Annotated in this window: 15 protein-coding genes; all 15 read left to right on the forward strand. The window is 56.1% G+C overall.

The annotated features are described in order from the left end of the window. Positions 1 to 921 carry a dTDP-4-dehydrorhamnose reductase gene (gene rfbD, locus J8I34_RS01095; RefSeq protein WP_232232340.1) on the forward strand — a complete coding sequence of 307 codons (921 nt, stop codon included), beginning with the start codon at positions 1 to 3 and terminating at the stop codon, positions 919 to 921. Beyond that, the gene (rfbA, locus tag J8I34_RS01100) at positions 914 to 1,792 is read left to right on the forward strand and encodes a glucose-1-phosphate thymidylyltransferase RfbA (protein WP_029046112.1); all 879 of its coding nucleotides are present in this window, start codon (positions 914 to 916) and stop codon (positions 1,790 to 1,792) included. Before rfbD ends, rfbA begins: the two co-directional genes overlap by 8 nt. Continuing rightward, positions 1,789 to 2,352, forward strand: a complete 564-nt coding sequence (rfbC, locus tag J8I34_RS01105) for a dTDP-4-dehydrorhamnose 3,5-epimerase (RefSeq protein ID WP_209805163.1) — start codon at positions 1,789 to 1,791, stop codon at positions 2,350 to 2,352. Before rfbA ends, rfbC begins: the two co-directional genes overlap by 4 nt. A gap of 358 nt (positions 2,353 to 2,710) precedes the next feature. After that, positions 2,711 to 4,150, forward strand: coding sequence for a mannose-1-phosphate guanylyltransferase/mannose-6-phosphate isomerase (locus tag J8I34_RS01110; RefSeq protein WP_029049762.1), 1,440 nt, complete (start codon positions 2,711 to 2,713; stop codon positions 4,148 to 4,150). Positions 4,151 to 4,399: 249 nt separating this feature from the next. Next, complete coding sequence (locus J8I34_RS01115) at positions 4,400 to 5,605, forward strand: FkbM family methyltransferase (RefSeq protein ID WP_051320688.1); 1,206 nt, start codon at positions 4,400 to 4,402, stop codon at positions 5,603 to 5,605. Continuing rightward, positions 5,605 to 8,640 (forward strand): glycosyltransferase family 4 protein, encoded by a 3,036-nt coding sequence (locus tag J8I34_RS01120; RefSeq protein ID WP_051320687.1) that lies wholly within the window; start codon positions 5,605 to 5,607, stop codon positions 8,638 to 8,640. The genes J8I34_RS01115 and J8I34_RS01120 overlap by 1 nt, the downstream gene beginning before the upstream one ends. A 54-nt stretch (positions 8,641 to 8,694) precedes the next feature. Further along, complete coding sequence (gene gmd, locus J8I34_RS01125; protein WP_029049761.1) at positions 8,695 to 9,735, forward strand: GDP-mannose 4,6-dehydratase; 1,041 nt, start codon at positions 8,695 to 8,697, stop codon at positions 9,733 to 9,735. Then, positions 9,719 to 10,627, forward strand: coding sequence for a GDP-mannose 4,6-dehydratase (locus J8I34_RS01130; RefSeq protein ID WP_029049760.1), 909 nt, complete (start codon positions 9,719 to 9,721; stop codon positions 10,625 to 10,627). Before gmd ends, J8I34_RS01130 begins: the two co-directional genes overlap by 17 nt. Next, positions 10,624 to 11,748, forward strand: a complete 1,125-nt coding sequence (locus J8I34_RS01135) for a glycosyltransferase family 4 protein (protein WP_209805164.1) — start codon at positions 10,624 to 10,626, stop codon at positions 11,746 to 11,748. Before J8I34_RS01130 ends, J8I34_RS01135 begins: the two co-directional genes overlap by 4 nt. Before the next feature lie 14 nt (positions 11,749 to 11,762). After that, positions 11,763 to 12,905 carry a glycosyltransferase family 4 protein gene (locus J8I34_RS01140; protein ID WP_029049758.1) on the forward strand — a complete coding sequence of 381 codons (1,143 nt, stop codon included), beginning with the start codon at positions 11,763 to 11,765 and terminating at the stop codon, positions 12,903 to 12,905. A gap of 52 nt (positions 12,906 to 12,957) precedes the next feature. Further along, on the forward strand, positions 12,958 to 13,779 hold the full coding sequence (locus tag J8I34_RS01145; RefSeq protein WP_232232550.1) for an ABC transporter permease: 822 nt from the start codon (positions 12,958 to 12,960) through the stop codon (positions 13,777 to 13,779). Positions 13,780 to 13,795: 16 nt separating this feature from the next. Next, complete coding sequence (locus J8I34_RS01150) at positions 13,796 to 14,539, forward strand: ABC transporter ATP-binding protein (RefSeq protein WP_029049756.1); 744 nt, start codon at positions 13,796 to 13,798, stop codon at positions 14,537 to 14,539. A 77-nt stretch (positions 14,540 to 14,616) separates the two neighbouring features. Further along, a complete protein-coding gene (locus tag J8I34_RS01155) occupies positions 14,617 to 15,030 on the forward strand; it encodes a hypothetical protein (RefSeq protein WP_156914488.1) in 414 nt (137 codons plus the stop codon). A gap of 642 nt (positions 15,031 to 15,672) precedes the next feature. Further along, positions 15,673 to 17,007: a class I SAM-dependent methyltransferase gene (locus J8I34_RS01160; RefSeq protein WP_084402608.1), complete on the forward strand. Its 1,335-nt coding sequence runs from the start codon at positions 15,673 to 15,675 to the stop codon at positions 17,005 to 17,007. Next, on the forward strand, positions 17,007 to 20,735 hold the full coding sequence (locus J8I34_RS01165) for a glycosyltransferase (protein ID WP_209805165.1): 3,729 nt from the start codon (positions 17,007 to 17,009) through the stop codon (positions 20,733 to 20,735). The genes J8I34_RS01160 and J8I34_RS01165 overlap by 1 nt, the downstream gene beginning before the upstream one ends. Positions 20,736 to 20,899: the final 164 nt, after the last annotated feature.

Consider the following 20,899-nt stretch of genomic DNA (forward strand, 5'->3'; position numbering starts at 1 on the left):
ATGGAAACCCCCACGCTTCTCGTCACCGGCAGCAACGGGCAGGTCGGCTTCGAACTGCGACGCAGCCTGGCGCCGCTTGGCCGCGTCGTGGCGCTCGACCGGTCTGCGTGCGACCTTGCCGACCCCGACCAGGTCCGCCGCGCGCTCCGCAAGTATCGCCCCAACGTGATCGTCAATGCTGCCGCCTATACCGCGGTCGACAAGGCGGAAGCCGAGCCTGCGCTTGCCTTTGCCATCAATGCCGCGGCAGTGGTGGTGCTGGCCGAAGAAGCACGCACCATGAGTGCGCTGCTGGTCCACTATTCCACCGACTATGTGTTCGACGGCAGCAAGGACAGTCCCTATGTGGAAAGCGACCCCGTCAATCCGCGCTCAGTGTATGGCAAGAGCAAGTTGGCCGGCGAAGCCGCGATCGGGGCGGCAGGCATTCCTGCCCTGATTCTGCGCACGGCATGGGTGGCGGGGGCGCACGGTGACAATTTCGCTAAGACCATGCTGCGTCTTGCCCGCGAGCGCCAAAGCCTGCGGGTGGTGGCCGATCAGCGCGGCGCGCCGACCTCGGCGGCGCTGATCGCCGACGCAACGGCTCAGATCGTTGCGCGCCACTGGCTGTCCGGCAATCGAGCTGACTTTGCGGCGGGCATCTACCACCTGGCTGCTGCCGGCGAGACCACGTGGCATGCCTATGCGAAGGAAATCCTGCGCCATGCGGCGGCACGCGGCATCGCCCTGAAGGCTGGGCCCGACGATATCGAAGGCATTGCTGCGGAAGAGTATGCCGCCGCAGCGCCACGGCCGGCAAACTCCCGGCTAAATACGGCAAAGGTGCGCCAGGCTTTCGGCATCCACCTTCCTCCATGGGAAGAAGGGGTGCGCTATCTGCTGGACCAGCTCCTTGCTGAGCGAGATTTCCATGCGTAAAGGCATCATCCTCGCCGGGGGTTCCGGCACCCGGCTATACCCGATTACGCGGTCGGTATCTAAGCAACTGCTCCCGGTGTACGACAAGCCGATGGTCTTCTACCCGCTGTCCACCCTGATGCTGGCCGGCATCCGCGACATCCTGGTCATCTCCACGCCACAGGACACGCCGCGCTTCGCCGAGATGCTCGGCGACGGCAGCGACTGGGGCATCAACCTCCAATATGCCGTGCAGCCATCGCCCGATGGACTGGCGCAGGCCTTCATCATCGGTAAGGATTTCATCGGCAATCATTTGTCTACGCTGATCCTCGGCGACAACATCTTCTATGGCCACGACCTGGTGGCCCAGCTCAGGTGCTCCGCCAGACAGACCGATGGCGCCACGATATTCGCCTACCACGTGCAGGATCCCGAGCGCTATGGCGTGGTGGAATTTGACGAGGACTTTCGCGCCGTGTCGCTGGAAGAAAAGCCGCGCAAGCCGCGCTCCAACTATGCGGTGACCGGCCTCTATTTCTACGACAACCAGGTATGCGACATCGCCGCAGGGATCCGGCCATCGGCGCGCGGCGAGCTGGAGATCACCGACGTCAACAATCACTATCTGCGGGCCGGACAGCTCGATGTGGAGATCATGGGGCGCGGCTATGCCTGGCTTGATACCGGCACGCATGAATCATTGCTGGAGGCGGCCAGCTTCATCGCAACACTACAGAACCGGCAAGGTCTGATGGTGGCTTGCCCGGAAGAAATCGCTTACCGCAGTCAGTGGATCAACGCCGACAAGGTTGCCGAGCTTGCCGGATCGTTGGACAACAATAGCTACGGAAAGTACCTGAGGCAAATCATTGCGGATCCGGTCAAATGAAACTCACCGTCACTCCCACCGCACTGCCCGAAGTGCTGGTCATCGAGCCACAGGTGTTCGGCGATGCGCGCGGCTTCTTCATGGAAACCTTCAACGCGCGGGCGTTCGAGCAGGCGACCGGCATCCGACCTACCTTCGTCCAGGACAACCATTCCAGCTCAATGCGCAATGTCCTCCGCGGCCTGCATTACCAAGTCCGGCATCCCCAAGGTAAACTGCTGCGGGTAATCGCGGGGGAAGTGTTTGACGTCGCGGTGGATGTCCGCATCGAGTCACCTACCTTCGGTCAGTGGGTGGGTGTGACGCTCTCGGCCGCAAACAAGAAGCAACTTTGGATACCGGAAGGCTTCGCGCACGGATTTCTGGTTTTGTCCGAGCAGGCCGAAGTCCTCTATAAAGCGACTGACTACTGGTACCCTGAGCACGAGCGCACTCTGTTGTGGAGTGATCCGTCGGTTGGTGTGCGCTGGCCCCTACAGGGCACTCCGTTCCTTACGGCGAAGGATGCGGCGGGCAAGTTGCTGGCGGAAGTAGCTTTCGAAGTTAAACAACCTCAGTAGCTGTGTTTGTACAGAGGCTCGCAGGCGCACGGGCATCAGGAACGGCTATTGCTCTGTCCTGTCCGCGCGCGGCGATTCTGTAAGTGCGTGTATCGGGCCGTTCCATCCGTTTTGTGATCTAATTACCACAACACCGACATCGAGAGGCGCATTTGGCATCTCCTGCCGTGGCGGTGACGCTGCAAGGCAATCAATTTCGCCCCATATCCGGCCGCTAGCAACATAGAGCGCTCTTGGCAAGAGGCGAGAGGCTAATTGCCGTGAACGTTACAGATGGCAAGACAAAATTACATGGGTCTTACAGGGTCGGCGGGATGCTCCGTTACAATTTGGCCCTGAGTCAAAAAAGTGGTCAATCATGCAAATCATTCCAGTCATTATCTCCGGTGGTGCAGGAACCCGTCTCTGGCCGGTTTCCAGAGAGGCATTCCCCAAGCCGCTGTTGAAGCTTGCTGACGGTGAAAGTCTGCTGCAGAAGACATTTAAGCGGGCCACTTTGTTTGATGAAGTGCCGGAGGTGGTAGTTGTGACCAACCGGGAAACCTTCTTCCTGACCCGGGACGAGTGCCAGGAGGTCAATGAGGAACGGATTCCGCTTGGCTTCGTTCTGGAACCGTTTGGCCGCAATACCGCAGGGGCCGTGGCTTCGGCGGCTTGCTGGGTTCGCGAGAATCATGGCGAGGATGCGGTAATGTTGGTGTTGCCGGCGGATCACCTCATCGAAGACTTGGACAAGTTCCGGGCTGCCGTCGAAGCAGCCGCTGCTGCGGCCTTGGAAGGGCGGATTGTCACTTTCGGCATTCGGCCCACTGCGCCGGAAACCGGCTACGGATACATTGAATTTGACTGCGAGCAAGGTCTGGATGGTGTTCATCCAGTCGTGCGTTTTGTGGAAAAGCCGAAGCTTGAGGTGGCTGAGGCACTGGTGGCTGGCGGGGCACATCTGTGGAATTCCGGGATGTTCTGCTTCTCTGTCCGAACCATTCTCAAGGATTTCAGCCGCTTCACGCCGGATTTGCTCCAGGCATGCGAGAGCAGCTTCGGTGCGGGTGCTAGCTCAACCGCAGACGGATGCCGTTCGCTTGAACTAGACGCGGCTCAGTTTAAGCGCGTCACCGATATTTCCATCGACTACGCAATCATGGAAAAATCCGATCGCGTGTCGGTTGTGCCTAGCGACATGGGTTGGAGCGATATCGGTTCCTGGCACTCCATTAGCGAACTGACGCCGCCAGATGCGCAGGGGAACCGGATTTACGGGGATGCTCTGCTGCATGACGTAAGCAACTGCTATATCAAGAGCGATGCGCGCGTGGTTGGCGCCGTGGGTGTTGATAACCTGATCATCGTCGACACTCCTGATGCGTTGCTGGTGGCCAATCGCGACTGCACGCAAGATGTCAAACACATCGTCGGGCAGCTGAAAAAGAACGGTCACGACAGTTATAAGATCCACAAAACTGCGCACCGTCCATGGGGCACATACACAGTGCTGGAGGAAAGTGACCGCTTCAAGATCAAGCGGATTGTGGTCAAGCCGGGCGCTCAGCTGTCGTTGCAGATGCATCATCACCGTAGTGAGCACTGGATTGTGGTAAGTGGCACCGCAGATGTGGTCAATGGTGAACAAGTCATCTCGCTGCAACCGAATCAGTCTACGTATATCCCGGCGGGACACAAGCATCGGTTGATCAATCCGGGGGTAATGGACCTCGTCCTGATCGAGGTCCAGTGCGGTGAATATCTGGGCGAAGACGACATCGTACGCTTCGAAGATTCATACGGCCGGGTGGTGTAGGCCAAGGGGCATTTTCGTGCGGTGCGGTGAGCGCTTGTCGTAACTATGACAAGCGCTCACCGAATCTGGTGCCGCTTATGCGCTTCATTCGCCGTCCTGATTACCAGCCACAGCCGAATCGATGGAAAGGCATCTCCCCCAACGGCTGTGCCCGACGGCGTCTAAACGTGGCTCGCCCCTGACCAAGGCTTCTGCGCAGGTGATCAGGCCGAATGCGCGGTGGGCCCACAAGTCCTAACTAGTAAGTCAATGACAATTACCTCGTACGCGCAGAATTTCGAAGACGTTTTGCTGTGGCGCGCGCTCAAACACGTGTCTAATGGCTTCTATGTTGACGTTGGTGCGAGTGACCCGGATATCGATTCAGTAACCAGGCTGTTTTATGAGCATGGCTGGTCTGGCATCAACATTGAGCCGGAGCAGGATAGCTGGCGACGGCTTTGTCAGGTACGACCGCGCGACATTAACATTGCCATTGCCGTCGGAGATTCAAAGGGGACGGTTCCGTTTTATTCTATTCCTGTGCGAGGGCTGTCAACGCTTGATTCGGCCGTTGCCGATGCTTATCGCGCCCGTGGCACGGACGTCTTTACGCAGCAGATCGATGTCGACACGCTTTCAAGTGTGCTTGACCGCTACGCAATGCGTCCAATCCATTTTCTCAAGATTGATGTAGAAGGCGCTGAGAGGGCCGTACTGAAGGGTCTCGATCTGGAGGTCTGGCGTCCCTGGGTACTGATCGTGGAGGCTACCAAGCCGAACAGTACCGAGCAAAATCATCAGCTTTGGGAGCCGATTATCCTGTCGGCCGGATATAACTTTGTATATTTCGACGGGCTAAATCGCTACTATGTTGCCAAGGAGCAGCATGATGCGCAATTCGCATTTGAAGTGCCTCCTAACGTATTCGACGATTTCGTTATTGATCGCATGGTCTCCATCGGCCGCGTCGAGGAGCGGCAGGCTGGTGTAGCGGAAAAAGGGGAGATGGCAAGACAAGGTGCACAGCGTCAAGCGGACCTTGTAAAGGCGGTTCGTCGCTATGAGGCCCTCTACACCGAACTCGAACAGTTGCGAACTGAGAACGGCAACTTGCGATCTAGCCTCGATGCTATGCATGCTAGTACGTCATGGCGTCTTACCAAGCCGCTGCGGGCGTCCGCAAAGGCGCTGCGTGCAGTCAAGCGGCCAAGAGCAAGTGCTTTTGCATTATTTAGACGCGTGACCAAAGCATTGGTGCTGGTCGTGCAGGCTCAGGCATGGTTGCGACCAATCCTCAGGTTGATCGCCAAGCGATTCCCGGGACTCTGGGATTGGTTGATGCGCCGCGTTCGTGCTGCTATAGCCACCGAGACGCTGGTAGTGCCATATCTCACCGAAGATGCGCAGATTTTTAAGGCTGCCCTCATCAATCGGCTGAAGACTGATTATAAGATCGTCGGGGAACCCTCCTGATGCGGCTTCTGGTTGACCTTCTTCCCTGCCAAACGACATCCCGTCTGCGTGGCATTGGCAGATATGCGCTGGCACTGACGCAGGCGCTTGTGCGCACCAATGGCGGGCATCAGTTTCATGCTTTGGCGGACGCCCAGTATGGCAAGTCGTGCGACGAACTGCGTACCATGCTGTCACCCATGCTTGAGACCGGACACTTCGCTAGTTATCGGCATAGCGGTGTGTCTGCGTCCATGGACGAGCGACTAGCTGCAAGCCTGGTAACCGGCGCCTATCGGGTTCTGTCCCCGGATGCGGTCCTGTGCCTGAGTCCATTCGAGGGCTGGGCGGAAAATGGCGTTGCGCCGGATCCGGGGATTCGTGTGGGTGCTAGCCTGCGTGCTGCAGTCCTGTACGATCTGATTCCGTGGCTCTTTCCTTCACAGTACCTGGATGCCTCGCCAACCTTCAAGAAATGGTATACGGCGCGCCTTCAGCATCTGAAAAGGTTCGATCTGCTGCTTGCAATCTCGGAGGCGACGCGGCGGGATGCCATAGAGCATCTCGGCATCGAGCCGGGTCGCATTGCCGTTATCGGCGGAGCCGTGGACGAACGGTTTCGCCCCCTCGCCAAGGGCGGGACACCTGGTGATGTCTCCCGGTTTGGTATTCAACGCCCCTTCGTGCTGTATACAGGCAACGCGGATTACCGCAAGAATCTGTCAGGCATGGTGCGCGCCTATGCGCGCATGCCCGAAGCATTGCGGCATACGCATCAGCTCGTAGTGAATCAAACGGGAGATCGCGGGGAGTTCTGGCATGAGGCGAAGGCGCTCGGCCTGCGCGATGGTGATATCGTTGTCACGGGCCATGTCGATGACGCCGAGCTGGTTGCGCTCTACCAGCAGTGCAAGGTCTTTGTATTCCCATCGCTTTATGAAGGCTTCGGCTTGCCGGTCCTGGAGGCAATGGCCTGTGGTGCGCCAGTCATTGCGGCTGACAATTCGTCGATCCCGGAAGTGGTGGGTCGAACCGATGTATTGTTTGACGCGAAAGATCCGGAGGCCATCGCTGTCACCCTGTCACGGGTGCTCTCCGATGAAGGTTTGCAGCAGGAGTTGCGGACCTTCGGCATCGCTCGCGCGGCTGAGTTCAGCTGGGATGCAACGGGCATGAAAGCCTGGCAGGCTATCGAGCACGCGAAGGAGATGCCCCGCGTCCGTGAGCAGTGTAGTGCGAGAGGAGTTGGAGATACCCGGCCGGCGGTTTCCATCATATCTGCTGACGCGGGCTGTTCCGGCAGCGACGAGCCAGGCGAGGGTAGCCAGCTTGCCGTTCAGCTTTCCGCGTTTGCGAATGTCGAGGTGCAAGCAGCGCAGCCCGGTCACAGTCTGTCGATCCACGCCGGATCGGCAGAAGGGACGGCCTTCGATGGCGCTTTGCGCAGTGGAACGGTCGTGTACTCAAGCCAGGATTCTGCACCTCCTGCCTGGCTGCTACGCGAGATGCGGACGAATCCGGGCGTACTGGTACTAGGCCCTTCCGGCCTGGCGGGCGCTTGCCTGGAGCCAGGGATCCGATCCCTGTTATTGCCGCCTTGCGATGAGAGTAATGGGGGAGAGCCAGCGGTCCTCGATGTGCTTGCTTCCACCTTGTCCGTCGTTACGCAGACTGAAGAGGCCGCAAACCAGGTGCGCCGGCTTCAAGCCGGCGGGTGGTGCCCGCCGATCACAGTTCTGGATTTGGTGGGTGGCAATGTCGAAGGCATTCAATCGCTTCTTGATAGCGCTTCATATCTTGCGCCTTCTCGCCTCGTGGATGAGGTCGCACAGTCATTGGAGGAATTGCCTTCGGACGAGTCGCTGCTCGACAGGATCTGCGCAAGTGCTGGCCATAACCTGAGGCTCAATCGGCATGGCCGGCTCCTGATCGATGTGACGCAATTGGCCAGGACTGATGCACGCAGTGGAATCCAGCGGGTGGTGCGCAATATCGTGCGTGAGCTGTGCCTCGGTGCGGATACGCCGCCGATCGAAGTTGTGCAGCTTGTCAACGGCAGGCTGGTTCGGGCTGCCGGTGTGGTCGCGTCGGTGTTCGATCGAAAGCGCGATGCATATGGGGACGCGGTTATCGATATCCATCCGGGTGATGTGCTGTTGATGCTCGATTCGTCCTGGGAACAGTATGAGCAGTTCCTGCCCGTATTCGAGGAGGTCAGGCAGTTTGGCGGGCGTATTGTGTCGGTTGTCTACGACCTGATCCCAATCCTGCACCCCGAGTACTGCAGTCCTGGCCTAGTTTCCGTTTTCAAGAACTGGCTGCGGTCGGCGGTGATGGAGAGCGATATGCTGATCTGCATTTCGCGAGCAGTGAAGACAACTCTGGCGGATCATCTTGCTGACGCGAAAGTACAGCCTCCGCGGCCGCTTCTGCTTGAGCATTGGAACCTTGGCGCCGATCTGGCAGTGCTAGAACAGGAATTGAGCATCAGGCCAGCGGTGCAGGCCATGGTCGATGACGTGTCTTCACCCCTCTTTCTTCTGGTGGGCACCATTGAGCCGCGCAAGGGGCACGGTTTTGTACTTGATGCCTTTGAGCAGATCTGGGCCGCCGGCGGCGACGCACGATTGTGCTTCGCGGGAAAGCAGGGGTGGCATGTGGAAGCCCTCGTATCGAGGATTCGCAACCATCCCATGAACGGGAAGAAGCTGTTTGTGATCGAGGCTTTTACCGACGCGGAGATCAATCGCTGCTACGAAAGCGCCACAGCGCTGATTGCCGCCTCCACGATTGAAGGCTACGGCTTGCCGATTGTGGAAGCCGCAATGCACCGGGTGCCAGTGCTGGCAAGCGACATCCCCGTGTTCCGCGAGGTCGGCGGCGAGGGTGCCATCTACTTTCAACTTGGCGTGCCTTCCTCGCTCGGAGAGGCGGTAAGTCGCATCACAGAGATGCCGGAGGACGAGCGTCGGGCGTTGGCGGGTAGAATTCGACCCATTACTTGGCGGGAGAGTGCGCGCCAGTTGGCTGGGAAGCTCTTTGGGCGGCTGGCGTGACGTCCATCCCGAATCGAGAACACTGAATGTCAACATTTCTTCAGGACTAGAACGATGAATCAACGTGTTGCTGTAATTACCGGGGTGACCGGTCAGGATGGTGCCTATCTCACCGAGCTTCTGCTGGAGAAGGGCTATACCGTCTACGGTACCTATCGCCGGACCAGCTCGGTCAACTTCTGGCGCATGGATGAACTAGGCATCACCGATCACCCCAACCTTCATCTGGTGGAGTTCGACCTCACTGACCTGAGCACGTGCATTCGCCTGCTGCAGACCAGTGGCGCCACGGAGGTCTACAACCTGGCTGCCCAGAGCTTCGTCGGGGTCTCATTCGAGCAGCCCGTGACCACGGCTGAAATTACCGGTGTCGGAGCGCTCAATTTGCTCGAGGCTATTCGCACCGTCAATCCGAAGATCCGCTTCTATCAGGCATCCACCTCCGAAATGTTCGGTAAGGTGCAGGCCATCCCGCAGATCGAGACGACGCCGTTCTACCCGCGCAGCCCGTATGGCGTGGCCAAGCTTTATGCCCACTGGATCACGGTGAATTACCGCGAGTCCTATGGGATCTTTGGTTCCAGCGGCATCCTGTTCAACCATGAATCGCCGTTGCGCGGGCGCGAGTTCGTGACGCGAAAGATCACGGACTCGGCAGCGAAAATCAAGCTGGGTAAGCTCGATGTCCTGGAACTGGGCAACCTGGATGCCAAGCGGGATTGGGGTTTCGCCAAGGAATATGTCGAAGGCATGTGGCGCATGCTGCAGGCTGACGAGCCGGACACCTTCGTGCTTGCCACCAACCGTACCGAAACCGTTCGCGATTTCGTGACGATGGCTTTCAAGGCCGTGGATGTGTCGCTCGAGTGGAAGGGCAGCGGGGAGGCTGAAATGGGTGTCGATACCGCGACGGGCAAGACCATCGTGCGCATCAATCCGAAGTTCTACCGGCCCGCTGAAGTTGACCTGCTGATTGGCAATCCGGCCAGAGCAAAGGAAAAGCTGGGCTGGCAACCGCAAACCACACTCGAGCAACTGTGCCAGATGATGGTCGAGGCAGATCTGCGGAGAAATCAGATTGGCTTCTCCTTCTAAGAAGGCGGTGCCACGCGCCTTGATTACTGGGGCGCGTGGATTTACCGGACACTATCTCAGCGAAACGCTGCGCCAGGCCGGCGTCGGCGTAATGGGGGCGTCCGTCCATCCGGACGTGGCTGCCACGGATGATATTCCGCTGGATGTTACCGACCTCGATCAGTGCCGCCGCGTCATCGATGAGCAGCGGCCAGATTATATTGCGCACCTTGCCGCCATCAGCTATGTCGCACATGCGGATGAGCTGGCGTTCTATCGCGTCAATGTCCTCGGCACGCTGAATCTGCTGCAGGCGTGTGCCGACGTTGGGCACCAGCCGGCGAAGATTCTCATCGCGAGCAGCGCCAATGTCTATGGCAATGCCTGTGAAGGCGTCATTGAAGAGAGCCAGCAGCCGCAGCCGGTCAATCACTACGCCGCCAGCAAAGTCGCGATGGAGTATATGGTCCGGACCTGGTTCGATCGTTTACCGATCATCGTGACCAGGCCGTTCAACTATACCGGTGTCGGCCAGGCAGAGCATTTCCTGGTGCCGAAGATCGTTTCGCATTTCAAGCGGGGCGAGCGTTCCATCGAGCTCGGCAACCTCGATGTAACACGCGATTTTTCCGATGTGCGCACAGTCGCCAGCATTTACGCTGCGCTGCTGGACGGCCCTGCATGCGGGGAGATGGTGAACGTCTGCAGTGGGCAACCGTTCAGCTTGCGAGACATCATCGCTGTCGTCGAGCAGCTCGCTGGCTATTCGATTGAAGTCCACGTCAATCCGGCTTTTGTACGACCCAATGAGGTGCGTATGCTGGTCGGATCCACCAGGAAGCTGGAGTCCCTGGTTCCTGGTCTGGAAAGACCGGCATTCGAAGAAACGCTGCGCTGGATGTACGCAGGATGAGGGAGCTGCGTGTCGGCATCAGTTCCCTGCCTATAGTGGGAGGTGCGCATGGTGGACGAATCGATGGGATCGGCGTCTACACCAGCGCGTTGGTGCGTGCGCTGCCCGGCTCCGGGTGCCAGCCGATTCCGTGCGTCTACTCGAACCGCTCGGCAGGCACGCTTGCCATGACCGCGGCCGTCACCTTTCCGCACCCATTCCTCGTGCAGGCGGCCATCAGCAGTCTGGGATTCCGGCTAAGGGTCGGGAGGCAGATCGATGTCTATCACGCCACGGATTTCCGTGCGGTACGTATGGATTGCCCGGTAGTCGCCACTCTCCATGATGCCGTTCCACTGAAGCATCCGGAATGGACCAGTCCAAGGTTGCGTGCACTGAAGAACTGGCAGATCAGGCAGGCTGGCCGCAATGCCGATCATGTGATTGCTCACGCGCGCGCTTCGATCGCGGACCTGGTCGAGTTCTTCGGCGTCGATGAAAGGAAGATCTCGGTAGTGCCCTGCGGCATTGATCGCCAGTGGCTGCAACCGGTCGATGCGCAGGAAGTCGTAAGCGTCGCATCGAAGTACGGGCTGGCGCCGGAATATTTCCTGTTTGTCGGGACGATTCAGCCGCGGAAAAATGTTGGCCGGATTCTGGCCGCTTATCTTGCCCTGCCAAGGCGAATTCGCGAAACGCGACAACTGGTCATCGTCGGCCGGGCTGGCTGGCGCTGCCAGGCGGAGATTGATGGGATCCGTGCCGCGCAGGCCCGCGGAGAGCGTGTCGTGTGGCTCGAGTCAGTGAAGAGTGAGCAGGAATTGAAGGCTATTTATACCGGTGCAGGCGTCTTTGTGTTTCCTTCACTGTATGAGGGATTTGGTATCCCGCTGCTGGAGGCCTTCGCTTGCGGCGTACCCGTGATTACTTCGACCAGTTCGTCCTTGCCAGAGGTTGCCGCCGGTGCGGCCGTGGAAGTCGACGCGTCCAGCGTGGCTGAACTTGTCGTAGCGATGGAGCGGCTGACCGAGGATCGGAACGTCCGCAGCACATGTATTGCCCTGGGCCGGGAGCGTGCGTTTCGCCTGTCGTGGGAGAATACGGCCAAGCTGACTGCCGAAGTTTACCGACGCGTCGCCTGAGAAGCCGGACCAACATGCGCGTATTGCACGTTTTTAAGACCTATTACCCTGACTCCTTCGGTGGCGTCGAGCAAGTGATTCGTCAAATCATCCTGTCGGCGCGCCCGCTGGGTGTGGAAGGTCGCGTCTTTACGCTGAGTAAATCGACACGTCAGGTGCGTCGGGTGCGTGACGGTGAGATCGAAGTCATTCAGGCGCCCACCAATCTCGATGTGGCATCAACCCCGTTTTCGTTGTCGGCGCTGAAGCCATTCAAGGATGCTTCGAAATGGGCGGATGTCATCCATTACCATTTCCCGTGGCCTTTTGGGGATATGCTCCATCTGCTTGGGCGCCCGCGTAGGCCTTCGCTGTTGACCTATCACTCGGACATAGTCCGGCAACGTACCCTTTTGCACTTTTATCGCCCACTGATGCGGCGCTTCATTGGAAGCATGGACGCGGTGGTGGCGACCTCTCCCAACTATGTCGAGACCAGTGAAACCCTGCAGGAGTTTCGTGACAAGGTTTCAGTGGTCCCGATCGGCTTGAACGAGGCCAGTTACCCGACCGTTAAATCAGAGCGCGTTGCCTATTGGAAGGACAGGGTGGGTAACCGCTTTTTCCTGTTTGTTGGCGTTATCCGTTATTACAAGGGCCTGCATATCTTGCTCAACGCCATACAAGGAGCTCCTTTTCATGTCGTTATTGTGGGGGCTGGACCGATAGAATTACAGCTGCGCAAGCAGGCTGAGTCGCTCGGGCTTGATAACGTCCATTTTCTCGGAGCATTGCCGGACGAGGATAAAATGGCGCTGCTGAGTCTCTGTCATGCAGTTGTATTCCCGTCACATTTGCGTTCGGAAGCTTATGGCGTGACCCTGCTGGAGGGGGCCATGAACAGCAAACCGTTGATTTCTTCCGAAATCGGAACTGGAAGCAGTTTCATCAATATCGATGGTGAAACGGGTCTGGTGGTGCCACCAGGCGATCCGGCTGCCTTCCGCAAGGCAATGGAGCGGTTATATGAAGATGATGCTCTCGCTGCCATCATGGGCGCTCAGGCCCGCCAGAGATTCGAGTCAGAATTTACGGCGGAGAAAATGGCTGCCTCCTACGTGGAGTTATATCGGCGCATCGTGCAGGTTGACGGGGCGATTTGCCGCCGGAAGTTCTGAATACGGTTGGCAAAGATGACTCACACCTTTGCCTGGATTAAAATTGCATTTTGTGACTAACTCGGTGTTTGTAATGCGCAATGGTTTGGCAGTTGCAGCGGTTTCTGACATAAGCGCGGCATCGCGGCGCCTTTCCCTGGTGGCAATGCTGGGATGGCAGGATGTTCGCCAACGCTATCGACGATCTGCGTTGGGGCCATTTTGGCTGACGCTCAGCATGGGTGTCATGATCGGCACTATTGGGATCGTTTTCGGGCAGATTTTTAAATCGCCCCTAGACGAATTCCTGCCCTATCTGGCGGCGGGCATGATTCTGTGGGCTTTCATTTCTTCCATTGTCACGGAAGGTTGTACTGGATTTATTGCCGCGGAAGGGATTATCAAGCAACTCCCGATCCCCTTGTTCGTTCACATTTTGCGCATGATCTGGCGGAATGTGCTGATTCTTGGCCACAATATCGTGATTCTGCCGCTGGTATTCCTGGCCGTGGGAAAGCCATTGAGCATCGTTGCTTTGCTAATTATCCCGGGCCTGTTTCTGGCGATCATCAATCTGACGTGGGTTGCCTTGATTCTGGCGATCCTGTGTGCCCGATATCGCGATTTGCCGCAAATGGTGGGTAGCGTTTTGCAGGTTGTTTTTTACCTGACGCCCATCATGTGGATGCCAAGCCATTTGCCGGAGCGAGCCAGTCTCTATCTGCTTGATTTGAATCCGATCTATCACGTGCTTGAAATTGTCCGCTCTCCGTTGCTGGGCCAAGTTCCGACCGCGCTGAACTGGAGCGTATCCCTTGCCATGGCGCTTTTGGGGTGGGGCGCAGCGATTCTGGTGTATGGACGTTACAAGCGCCGCATCGCCTATTGGCTCTGAATAAGGAAATTGAACAGTGGCTTCGATTGAATTCAAGGACGTCTGCGTCGATTTTCCTATTTACAACGCGAGTGGCAGATCATTGAAGAAGCGGCTGATCCAAGTCGCAACCGGTGGTCAATTGGGCGCGGATCAGCAGGGCCGGGTGGTGGTCCGGGCCTTGGAGGGGCTGTCCTTTACACTTCGCGATGGCGATCGGGTTGGCCTGCTCGGTCACAACGGGGCGGGGAAAAGCACGCTGCTTCGCCTGTTGAGCGGCGTCTATGAGCCATCCTCCGGAAACGCCAGGATCAAAGGCGAAATCGGATCGCTGATCGATATCTCGCTCGGAATCGATCCGGAAGCGACCGGCCGGGAAAATATCTATCTTCGTGGCGGCCTGCTGGGCATGACCAAGGCGCAGATCACCAGCCAGATCGAGAATATTATCGAATTCTCCGAATTGGGAGATTTCGTCGATATGCCGTTGCGTACCTATTCGACCGGTATGCATTTGCGGCTGGCATTTGCCGTGTCGACCATCGTGCGGCCGGAGATCCTGCTGATGGATGAGTGGCTTTCGGTCGGTGACGAGGGCTTCAAGCATAAGGCCGAAGAGCGCATGACGGAGTTGGTGCAGTCCACCAACATCCTTGTGATCGCCAGCCATTCACGTGATCTGGTGCTGCATACATGTAACCGTGTTATCTGGCTCGAACATGGTAAAGTCCGGATGGATGGGGATCCGCAATCGGTGGTTCCAGCCTATTTCGGAGCCTGAGTTCGTAATGAACGAGATACATCGCGACGGCGTGGATGTTTCGGCAGCCTTTCAGGTTGCGTCAAAGCGAATGAAAAATGGAAAACAGGCTGGCGGTGCGGCGTGCTCCAGCGCAGGCCGATATCACCATGACTCATGATCACGACACCGGGCAGGAAATTCCACAAGATGGAGTGACTACGTCCTGGATCAAGAAGGTGTTGCGGCCGGTCGCGCGGTTCGGATTTCGTCTGGCCAAGCCCTTGCTTCGGCCGATTGCATCAAGGATGGGGAGTTATCTGCTCGATGGCGTGCATCAGAATATTCTGCACGAAATCAGGCATGCGTCCACTATTACGGCGCAAGAAGGTCGTGCAACGAGGGGAGTTGCTCGAATCGTATGGGAAGTCACAGCAGGAGATTCGCAGAGCATTGGCTTCCACGCTCCAGGAATTACATGTACCGCCCGAACTGCACATGCAGTCCCAGCATCGCTTTCGGCAGCTATCTGATCCCGCCTCTCAGAGACTGCAGGATTGGATCGAGAACATTTATTCTCGTCTCGATCGAATTGAAGAATATAGCTATGCCACGGCGCGTCGCGTTGCCATACCTTGTAGCCAAGGGATGTTCTTGTAAAGACCGAGGCAGGTTTCATTCTGTTTGCCGCGAGCGACCATGCCTTCCCGCGGCCCTCGCGCCGAACGCTGCGCCGGCGCAGGAAGAAGAAGGGACGGCCGAGGTCGAGGTGGCGGGCCCCAGGCGCAAGAAGCGCGGTCGCAAGCCGCTCGATCCGGCACACAACACAAGAGTTGCCACCCCAACTGGGCGAGGACGGAAAATGATCGCGACGATCGGCCATGGACTGTAAATCGACTGCATCACCCTGATGGCTTTGACATTGTGCCACAGCTTTTATCGTCGGAAGTGTAATGCGGGAGATTCAGTCGATTTATCCCCGTTTCCTCCTTGGGGCTGTGCGGACGGGGCTGAACTCACTGGCGACTATGGTATTAAAAACGAGCAGGCCAGAAATAATCATATTAATAACAGTTATCAAAGCAAGATCATACACTGGAATTTAATGTGATTAATGTCTAGACAAGCGTTTTTTGGGGCGGGGTTTGATTGTAGACTGGCATCAGGAGCTCATTATGAGTTATGAATTTTATCGCGCGTTTGAAGATCGACATCGTGGCTCCAGGACGCAGATAAAAGAGCGACAGAGATCGTATTTGCCATTTATCCGCCCATTGCTTACGTTTGGGTTTGACATAGTTGCTCTTGATTTAGGGTGTGGCCGTGGAGAGTGGTTGGAACTCCTGACTGAGGAGGGATTTCTCGCCAAAGGAGTCGACTTGGACGATGGCATGCTTGAGGCGTGCCATGTGTTGGGGCTAAATGCTCAAAAAGAGGACGCGCTGAGTGCATTGCGCTCAATACCCGACGAGTCCTTATCTGTGGTTTCGGCGTTTCACGTAGTGGAGCACCTGGATTTCGAGTGCCTTGCTGCACTAGTATCGGAGGCGTTTCGCGTGTTACGCCCGGGTGGGATTTTGATTCTTGAGACCCCCAACCCTGAAAACATTATTGTTGCGGGGTGTAATTTTTATTTAGATCCCAGTCATAAAAATCCGATCCCTCCAGAGCTTCTTGGATTCGTCGTTGAGTACTCTGGGTTTTCAAGGATAAAAAAAATACGATTGCAAGAATCGGAGATCCTGCGCGACCAGAATGTTGACGTTCATTTATTGGATGTATTGGGCGGCGTAAGCCCAGACTATGGCATAGTTGCTCAAAAAGTCTGTGATGGAGATCTGTCGAAATTATTTGACGATGCATTTAATGCAGATTATGGGCTGACCTTGGCAGTATTGGCGAGTCGATTCGAAAATCGGTTGACCAATCGAAATAATGAGTTCGAGGACCAACTTCAGAGCCTCGGCAAAAATGTTGCTCTACTGGATCGTCGTATCGAGAAGTTCGACCAGCATAACCAACAAGCTAGAGCGCATAGCCATCAAGTTGAATTACATTTCCAGCAAGTCGAATTGGACATACGGCAAGTTCGAAGCGAAATGCAACAGATTTCGACGCAATTGCAGGCGGTCTATTGCAGTACATCGTGGCGTATTACGGCACCGCTGCGGCGTGTAGCGACATTCGCGCGTAATGCAAAACGAGGGAGCAAAGAAAAAGCGCGACGGTTCTTGCAGCGGTGCGCGATATATGCCGACCGTCGGCCATTACTACGACGACTGGTCGGGCGAGCGCTGGATGTTGTTCCAAGCGTTAAACAACGCTTGATTCGCATTATTGTCGGTGCTCCCATACAATCGACGGCTGAGGTTCCGACGACCGACGTGCCGGTGACCGAGGTTCGTATGAACGTGGTTCCTGTTGAGGATGACGGGTTGACGCCCCGAGCCCGGAAATTCTACGTGGCATTGAAAGCTGCTCTGGAAAGTAGAGATAAGGGAAGACATTGATGCGTATTGTTTTCGACATGCAGGGGGCGCAGAGCCTTGCGTCGCGAAATCGAGGCATAGGCCGCTATACCTTGTCTATCGTCAAGGCTATGATTCGGCATCGCGGTGAGCATGAAATCCTCCTCGCATTGAATGGTTCGTTCGAAAGTGAGAACGCTTCCCTATGCGAAGAGTTTAGACATACGCTTGCGCGGAAAAACATTCGCATTTGGTCTCCACCGAAGTCGGTTGCTTACGTTGGCGAAGAAAATGGTTGGCGTCGCCGAGCAGCTGAGCTGACTTATGAAAGTTTTTTGCTAAGTCTGAAGCCGGACTTTATCTATATCACCAGTCTTTTCGAGGGTTTTGGCGACGAATCAGTAACGAGTATTCATGCTCTCCAAGAAAGCGTCCCGGTTGCCGTTACGCTTTTCGACTTGATTCCGTATATCTACCCCGATCCATACTTGGAAAATCCTTCTTTTAGGGCTTGGTACATGGAAAAGATCGAGCACCTGCGGCGGGCCGATCTGTGGTTGGCGATATCCGAATCTTCTCGTCAGGAGGGTATCAGATATTTGAATTTAGCAAATGAACAGTCGGTTAATATTTCCACCGGCGTGGATACATGGTTCCTACCCACGCGTATTGATTGCGAGCAGGAAGCGATTCTGCGCCGCAAATATGGATTATCCAAGCCTTTCGTGCTGTATACGGGTGGCATTGATCACCGTAAGAATGTCGAGGGACTGATTCGCGCCTTTTCACTTCTGCCGCAAGAGTTACGGCAGTCTCATCAACTGACGATCGTTTGTTCGATCCAGCCGGCTAGCCGCGAGGTGCTCGAGCGCTTGGCCAGGCAATTCGGTCTAGATGCACAGGATGTCGTATTTACGGATTTTGTGCCGGATGAGGAATTACTGTCTTTCTATAATTTGTGCCGACTATTCGTGTTTCCTTCGTGGCACGAGGGATTCGGATTGCCAGTATTGGAAGCAATGCGATGTGCTGCTCCAGTCATTGGTTCGAATACGTCGAGCGTGCCGGAAGTGATTGGCTGGAGCGAGGCGCTGTTCGATCCAAAATCTGATGGATCAATTGCCGAATGTATGCGGCGCGGCCTGACTGATGAGCAGTTCAGGCAGGAACTGGTGGTGCGCGCCGAGAACCAAGCACAAAAGTTCTCATGGGATGAAAGCGGTCGTCGTGCAATTAGTGCAATGGAGTCGCGGTATGAGGCTTGGTTGGAGCAGAAACGGACTGCATTAGGCCAAACATCGCGCCCCCGGTTGGCGTATGTATCACCTCTGCCGCCCTCTCGAACGGGAATTGCTGACTTCAGTGCGCAGTTACTGCCTGCGCTTTCTGAGTTTTACGATATCGATGTTATCGTTGAAGATGGCATGGATGTTGACGTTCAATTCAAATACGGCGCCGTCAGAACATCGGAATTCTTGCTCCGAAATCCCGATGCATATGACAGTGTGCTGTACCACTTCGGCAATTCATCGTTTCATCGATACATGTTTCCGCTCCTCGAGGTCGTGCCTGGGGTAGTGGCGCTGCACGATTTTTTTCTTTCTGGGATTGCAGCCGAGATGGATACCCAAAGATGGCACCCTGGCTACTGGTCCACGGCGCTGTACGCGGGGCACGGTTATGCTGGTGTGAGAGACCGGCATCAGAAATCGGATACGGCAGATGTTGTGTGGGAATATCCGTGTAGTTTGGATGTGATTCAGAAGAGCCTGGGGCTTATCGTTCACTCGGAAAATGCGATACGATTGGCACGGCAATGGTACGGTGGGGATACGGCCGATTGGGTTCAGATACCTCTTGCGCGCAATACTGCGGTTGATTTTGATAAAGCCGACGCTCGCGCATCGTTAGGATTTGGGGAAAACGATTACTTGGTCTGTGCATTCGGCTTACTAGGTCCGACAAAATTGAATCACCGGTTGTTACAAGCATGGGCCGACTCGTCGCTGGCCCATAATTCTACGTGCCATCTAATTTTCGTTGGAGAAAATCAGCTCGGTCGTTACGGTGACGAACTGGTCAGTAGTATTCATGAACTGGGCGAGCGACCCAATGTCCGCATTACCGGTTGGGCAGACACCCAAACTTTCCATCGATATCTGGCTGCAGCAGACGTCGGTGTGCAATTGCGGACTCTTTCTAGAGGGGAGACTTCCGCAACGGTCCTAGATTGCATGAATTACGCAAAGGCGACGATCGTTAATGCGAACGGCAGCATGGCGGATCTGGATCCCGAGACCGTCTGGATGCTGCCAGACGAATTTTCCGATCACGAGCTAACGAACGCATTGGACACATTGTACTCAGACTCGAGCTTGCGCCAAAAAATGGGAGCGTTGGCACGAGAAACCATTTTGACTCATCACTCGCCGGATGTGTGCGCCGCACGATATCGGAATGCTATCGAATCTTTCTATCACCAGGCCAGCGCGAATACCGCTGTGTTAGCGCGCACAATTATTAGCCGTGTTGGTGAGGCGGACGACACTCACTTTCGGCAATTGGCGACGTCTACGGCGATGAACTTTGTACCGCGTAACAGCCGGCGGCAATTATTGGTAGATATTTCGGAACTTGTCCAACGCGACGCAAAAAGTGGAATTCAGCGAGTGGTTTGTAGTTTGCTGAAGGAGTGGCTGGAGCATCCGCCGGAAGGTTTCCGAGTGGAACCCGTTTATGCGACGACCGAGCAGGCCTACCGCTACGCTCGCAGCTTTACGATGAAGCTAATGGGTTTTGAAGACCATTGGTTGCAAGACGCACCGATTGATTATGGTCCCGGGGACATTTTCATCGGATTGGATCTACAGCCACAGATTGTTCCGGCGCAACGCGCGTTTTATCAGGATATGAAGTTACGTGGAGTAGAGGTCAAATTTGTTGTTTATGACCTGCTTTGTGTTCTTCAGCCGCAATACTTCGTTCCTGGCGCGACAGAAGGATTTGAGCGGTGGTTGAGCGTGGTGTTGGAAAGCGATGGCGCAATATGCATTTCGAAAGCGGTTGCGGGAGAGCTTGCTGATTGGATCAATCAGTGGGCTCCCGAACGGGCCCAATCTTTTGCGATTGATTGGTTTCATCTCGGCGCGGATATTGACAATCCGCTCGGATTGCCAGGAGTTCCGGGCGATGCCGGCTCGGCATTCAAGCCGTTGAGTGATATCCCGACTTTCTTAATGGTTGGCACATTGGAACCTCGGAAGGGGCACGCCCAGGTGCTGGCCGCTTTCGAGCAACTGTGGCGTGAGAACCAGAACGTCAACTTGGTTATTGTCGGTAAAAAGGGGTGGTTGGTTGAGAATCTGGCGGTCGCGCTGCGAACCCATGCTGAACAAGGGAAGCGTTTGTTTTGGCTGGAAAGTGTTACTGATGAATATTTGTCGCGTGTGTATGCTGCAAGCTCATGTTTGGTTGCCGCGTCCTATGGTGAGGGCTTTGGTTTGCCTCTAATTGAGGCGGCTCGGCACGGATTGCCAATTATCGCGCGAGACTTGCCGGTATTCCGCGAGGTGGCTGGAGAACACGCCTACTATTTTTCGGCCAATCAGGGAAGCGACTTGGCCGCTGCCATTAAGACATGGCTTGAGCTCAGGAAAAACGAGCAAGAGCCCTCTTCTCGGGAAATACCTTTTTTGACATGGACGCAGAGCGCGCAAAATTTCGCAAAATTTTTTACGCAAAAGAAAGTATGCGAAGGCCTTCCTCGGTGATTGCGTATTTCCGGCCGATCGTGACCAGTCATTCCGGATTATCGTGACCGCGGATTCCGGCATCGTGACTGGCATTTCCGGTTTATCGTGACCGGCCGTTCCGGCGATCGTGACCGGCTCGCCGGGGGCCATCTCACCTCTGACGTGGTGGCGCCCGGCTTGCA

This window comes from Cupriavidus phytohabitans (assembly GCF_017815025.1).
GTDB lineage: Bacteria > Pseudomonadota > Gammaproteobacteria > Burkholderiales > Burkholderiaceae > Cupriavidus.

Excerpts from the sequence above, each read along its gene's own strand:
- rfbC (WP_209805163.1), top strand. The coding sequence starts at position 1,789 with ATGAAACTCACCGTCACTCCCACCGCACTGCCCGAAGTGCTGGTCATC.
- J8I34_RS01135 (WP_209805164.1), top strand. The coding sequence starts at position 10,624 with ATGAGGGAGCTGCGTGTCGGCATCAGTTCCCTGCCTATAGTGGGAGGT.
- J8I34_RS01155 (WP_156914488.1), top strand. The coding sequence starts at position 14,617 with ATGGAAAACAGGCTGGCGGTGCGGCGTGCTCCAGCGCAGGCCGATATC.
- J8I34_RS01165 (WP_209805165.1), top strand. The coding sequence starts at position 17,007 with ATGCGTATTGTTTTCGACATGCAGGGGGCGCAGAGCCTTGCGTCGCGA.
- J8I34_RS01110 (WP_029049762.1), top strand. The coding sequence starts at position 2,711 with ATGCAAATCATTCCAGTCATTATCTCCGGTGGTGCAGGAACCCGTCTC.
- J8I34_RS01160 (WP_084402608.1), top strand. The coding sequence starts at position 15,673 with ATGAGTTATGAATTTTATCGCGCGTTTGAAGATCGACATCGTGGCTCC.
- J8I34_RS01120 (WP_051320687.1), top strand. The coding sequence starts at position 5,605 with ATGCGGCTTCTGGTTGACCTTCTTCCCTGCCAAACGACATCCCGTCTG.
- rfbD (WP_232232340.1), top strand. The coding sequence starts at position 1 with ATGGAAACCCCCACGCTTCTCGTCACCGGCAGCAACGGGCAGGTCGGC.
- gmd (WP_029049761.1), top strand. The coding sequence starts at position 8,695 with ATGAATCAACGTGTTGCTGTAATTACCGGGGTGACCGGTCAGGATGGT.
- J8I34_RS01140 (WP_029049758.1), top strand. The coding sequence starts at position 11,763 with ATGCGCGTATTGCACGTTTTTAAGACCTATTACCCTGACTCCTTCGGT.
- J8I34_RS01115 (WP_051320688.1), top strand. The coding sequence starts at position 4,400 with ATGACAATTACCTCGTACGCGCAGAATTTCGAAGACGTTTTGCTGTGG.
- rfbA (WP_029046112.1), top strand. The coding sequence starts at position 914 with ATGCGTAAAGGCATCATCCTCGCCGGGGGTTCCGGCACCCGGCTATAC.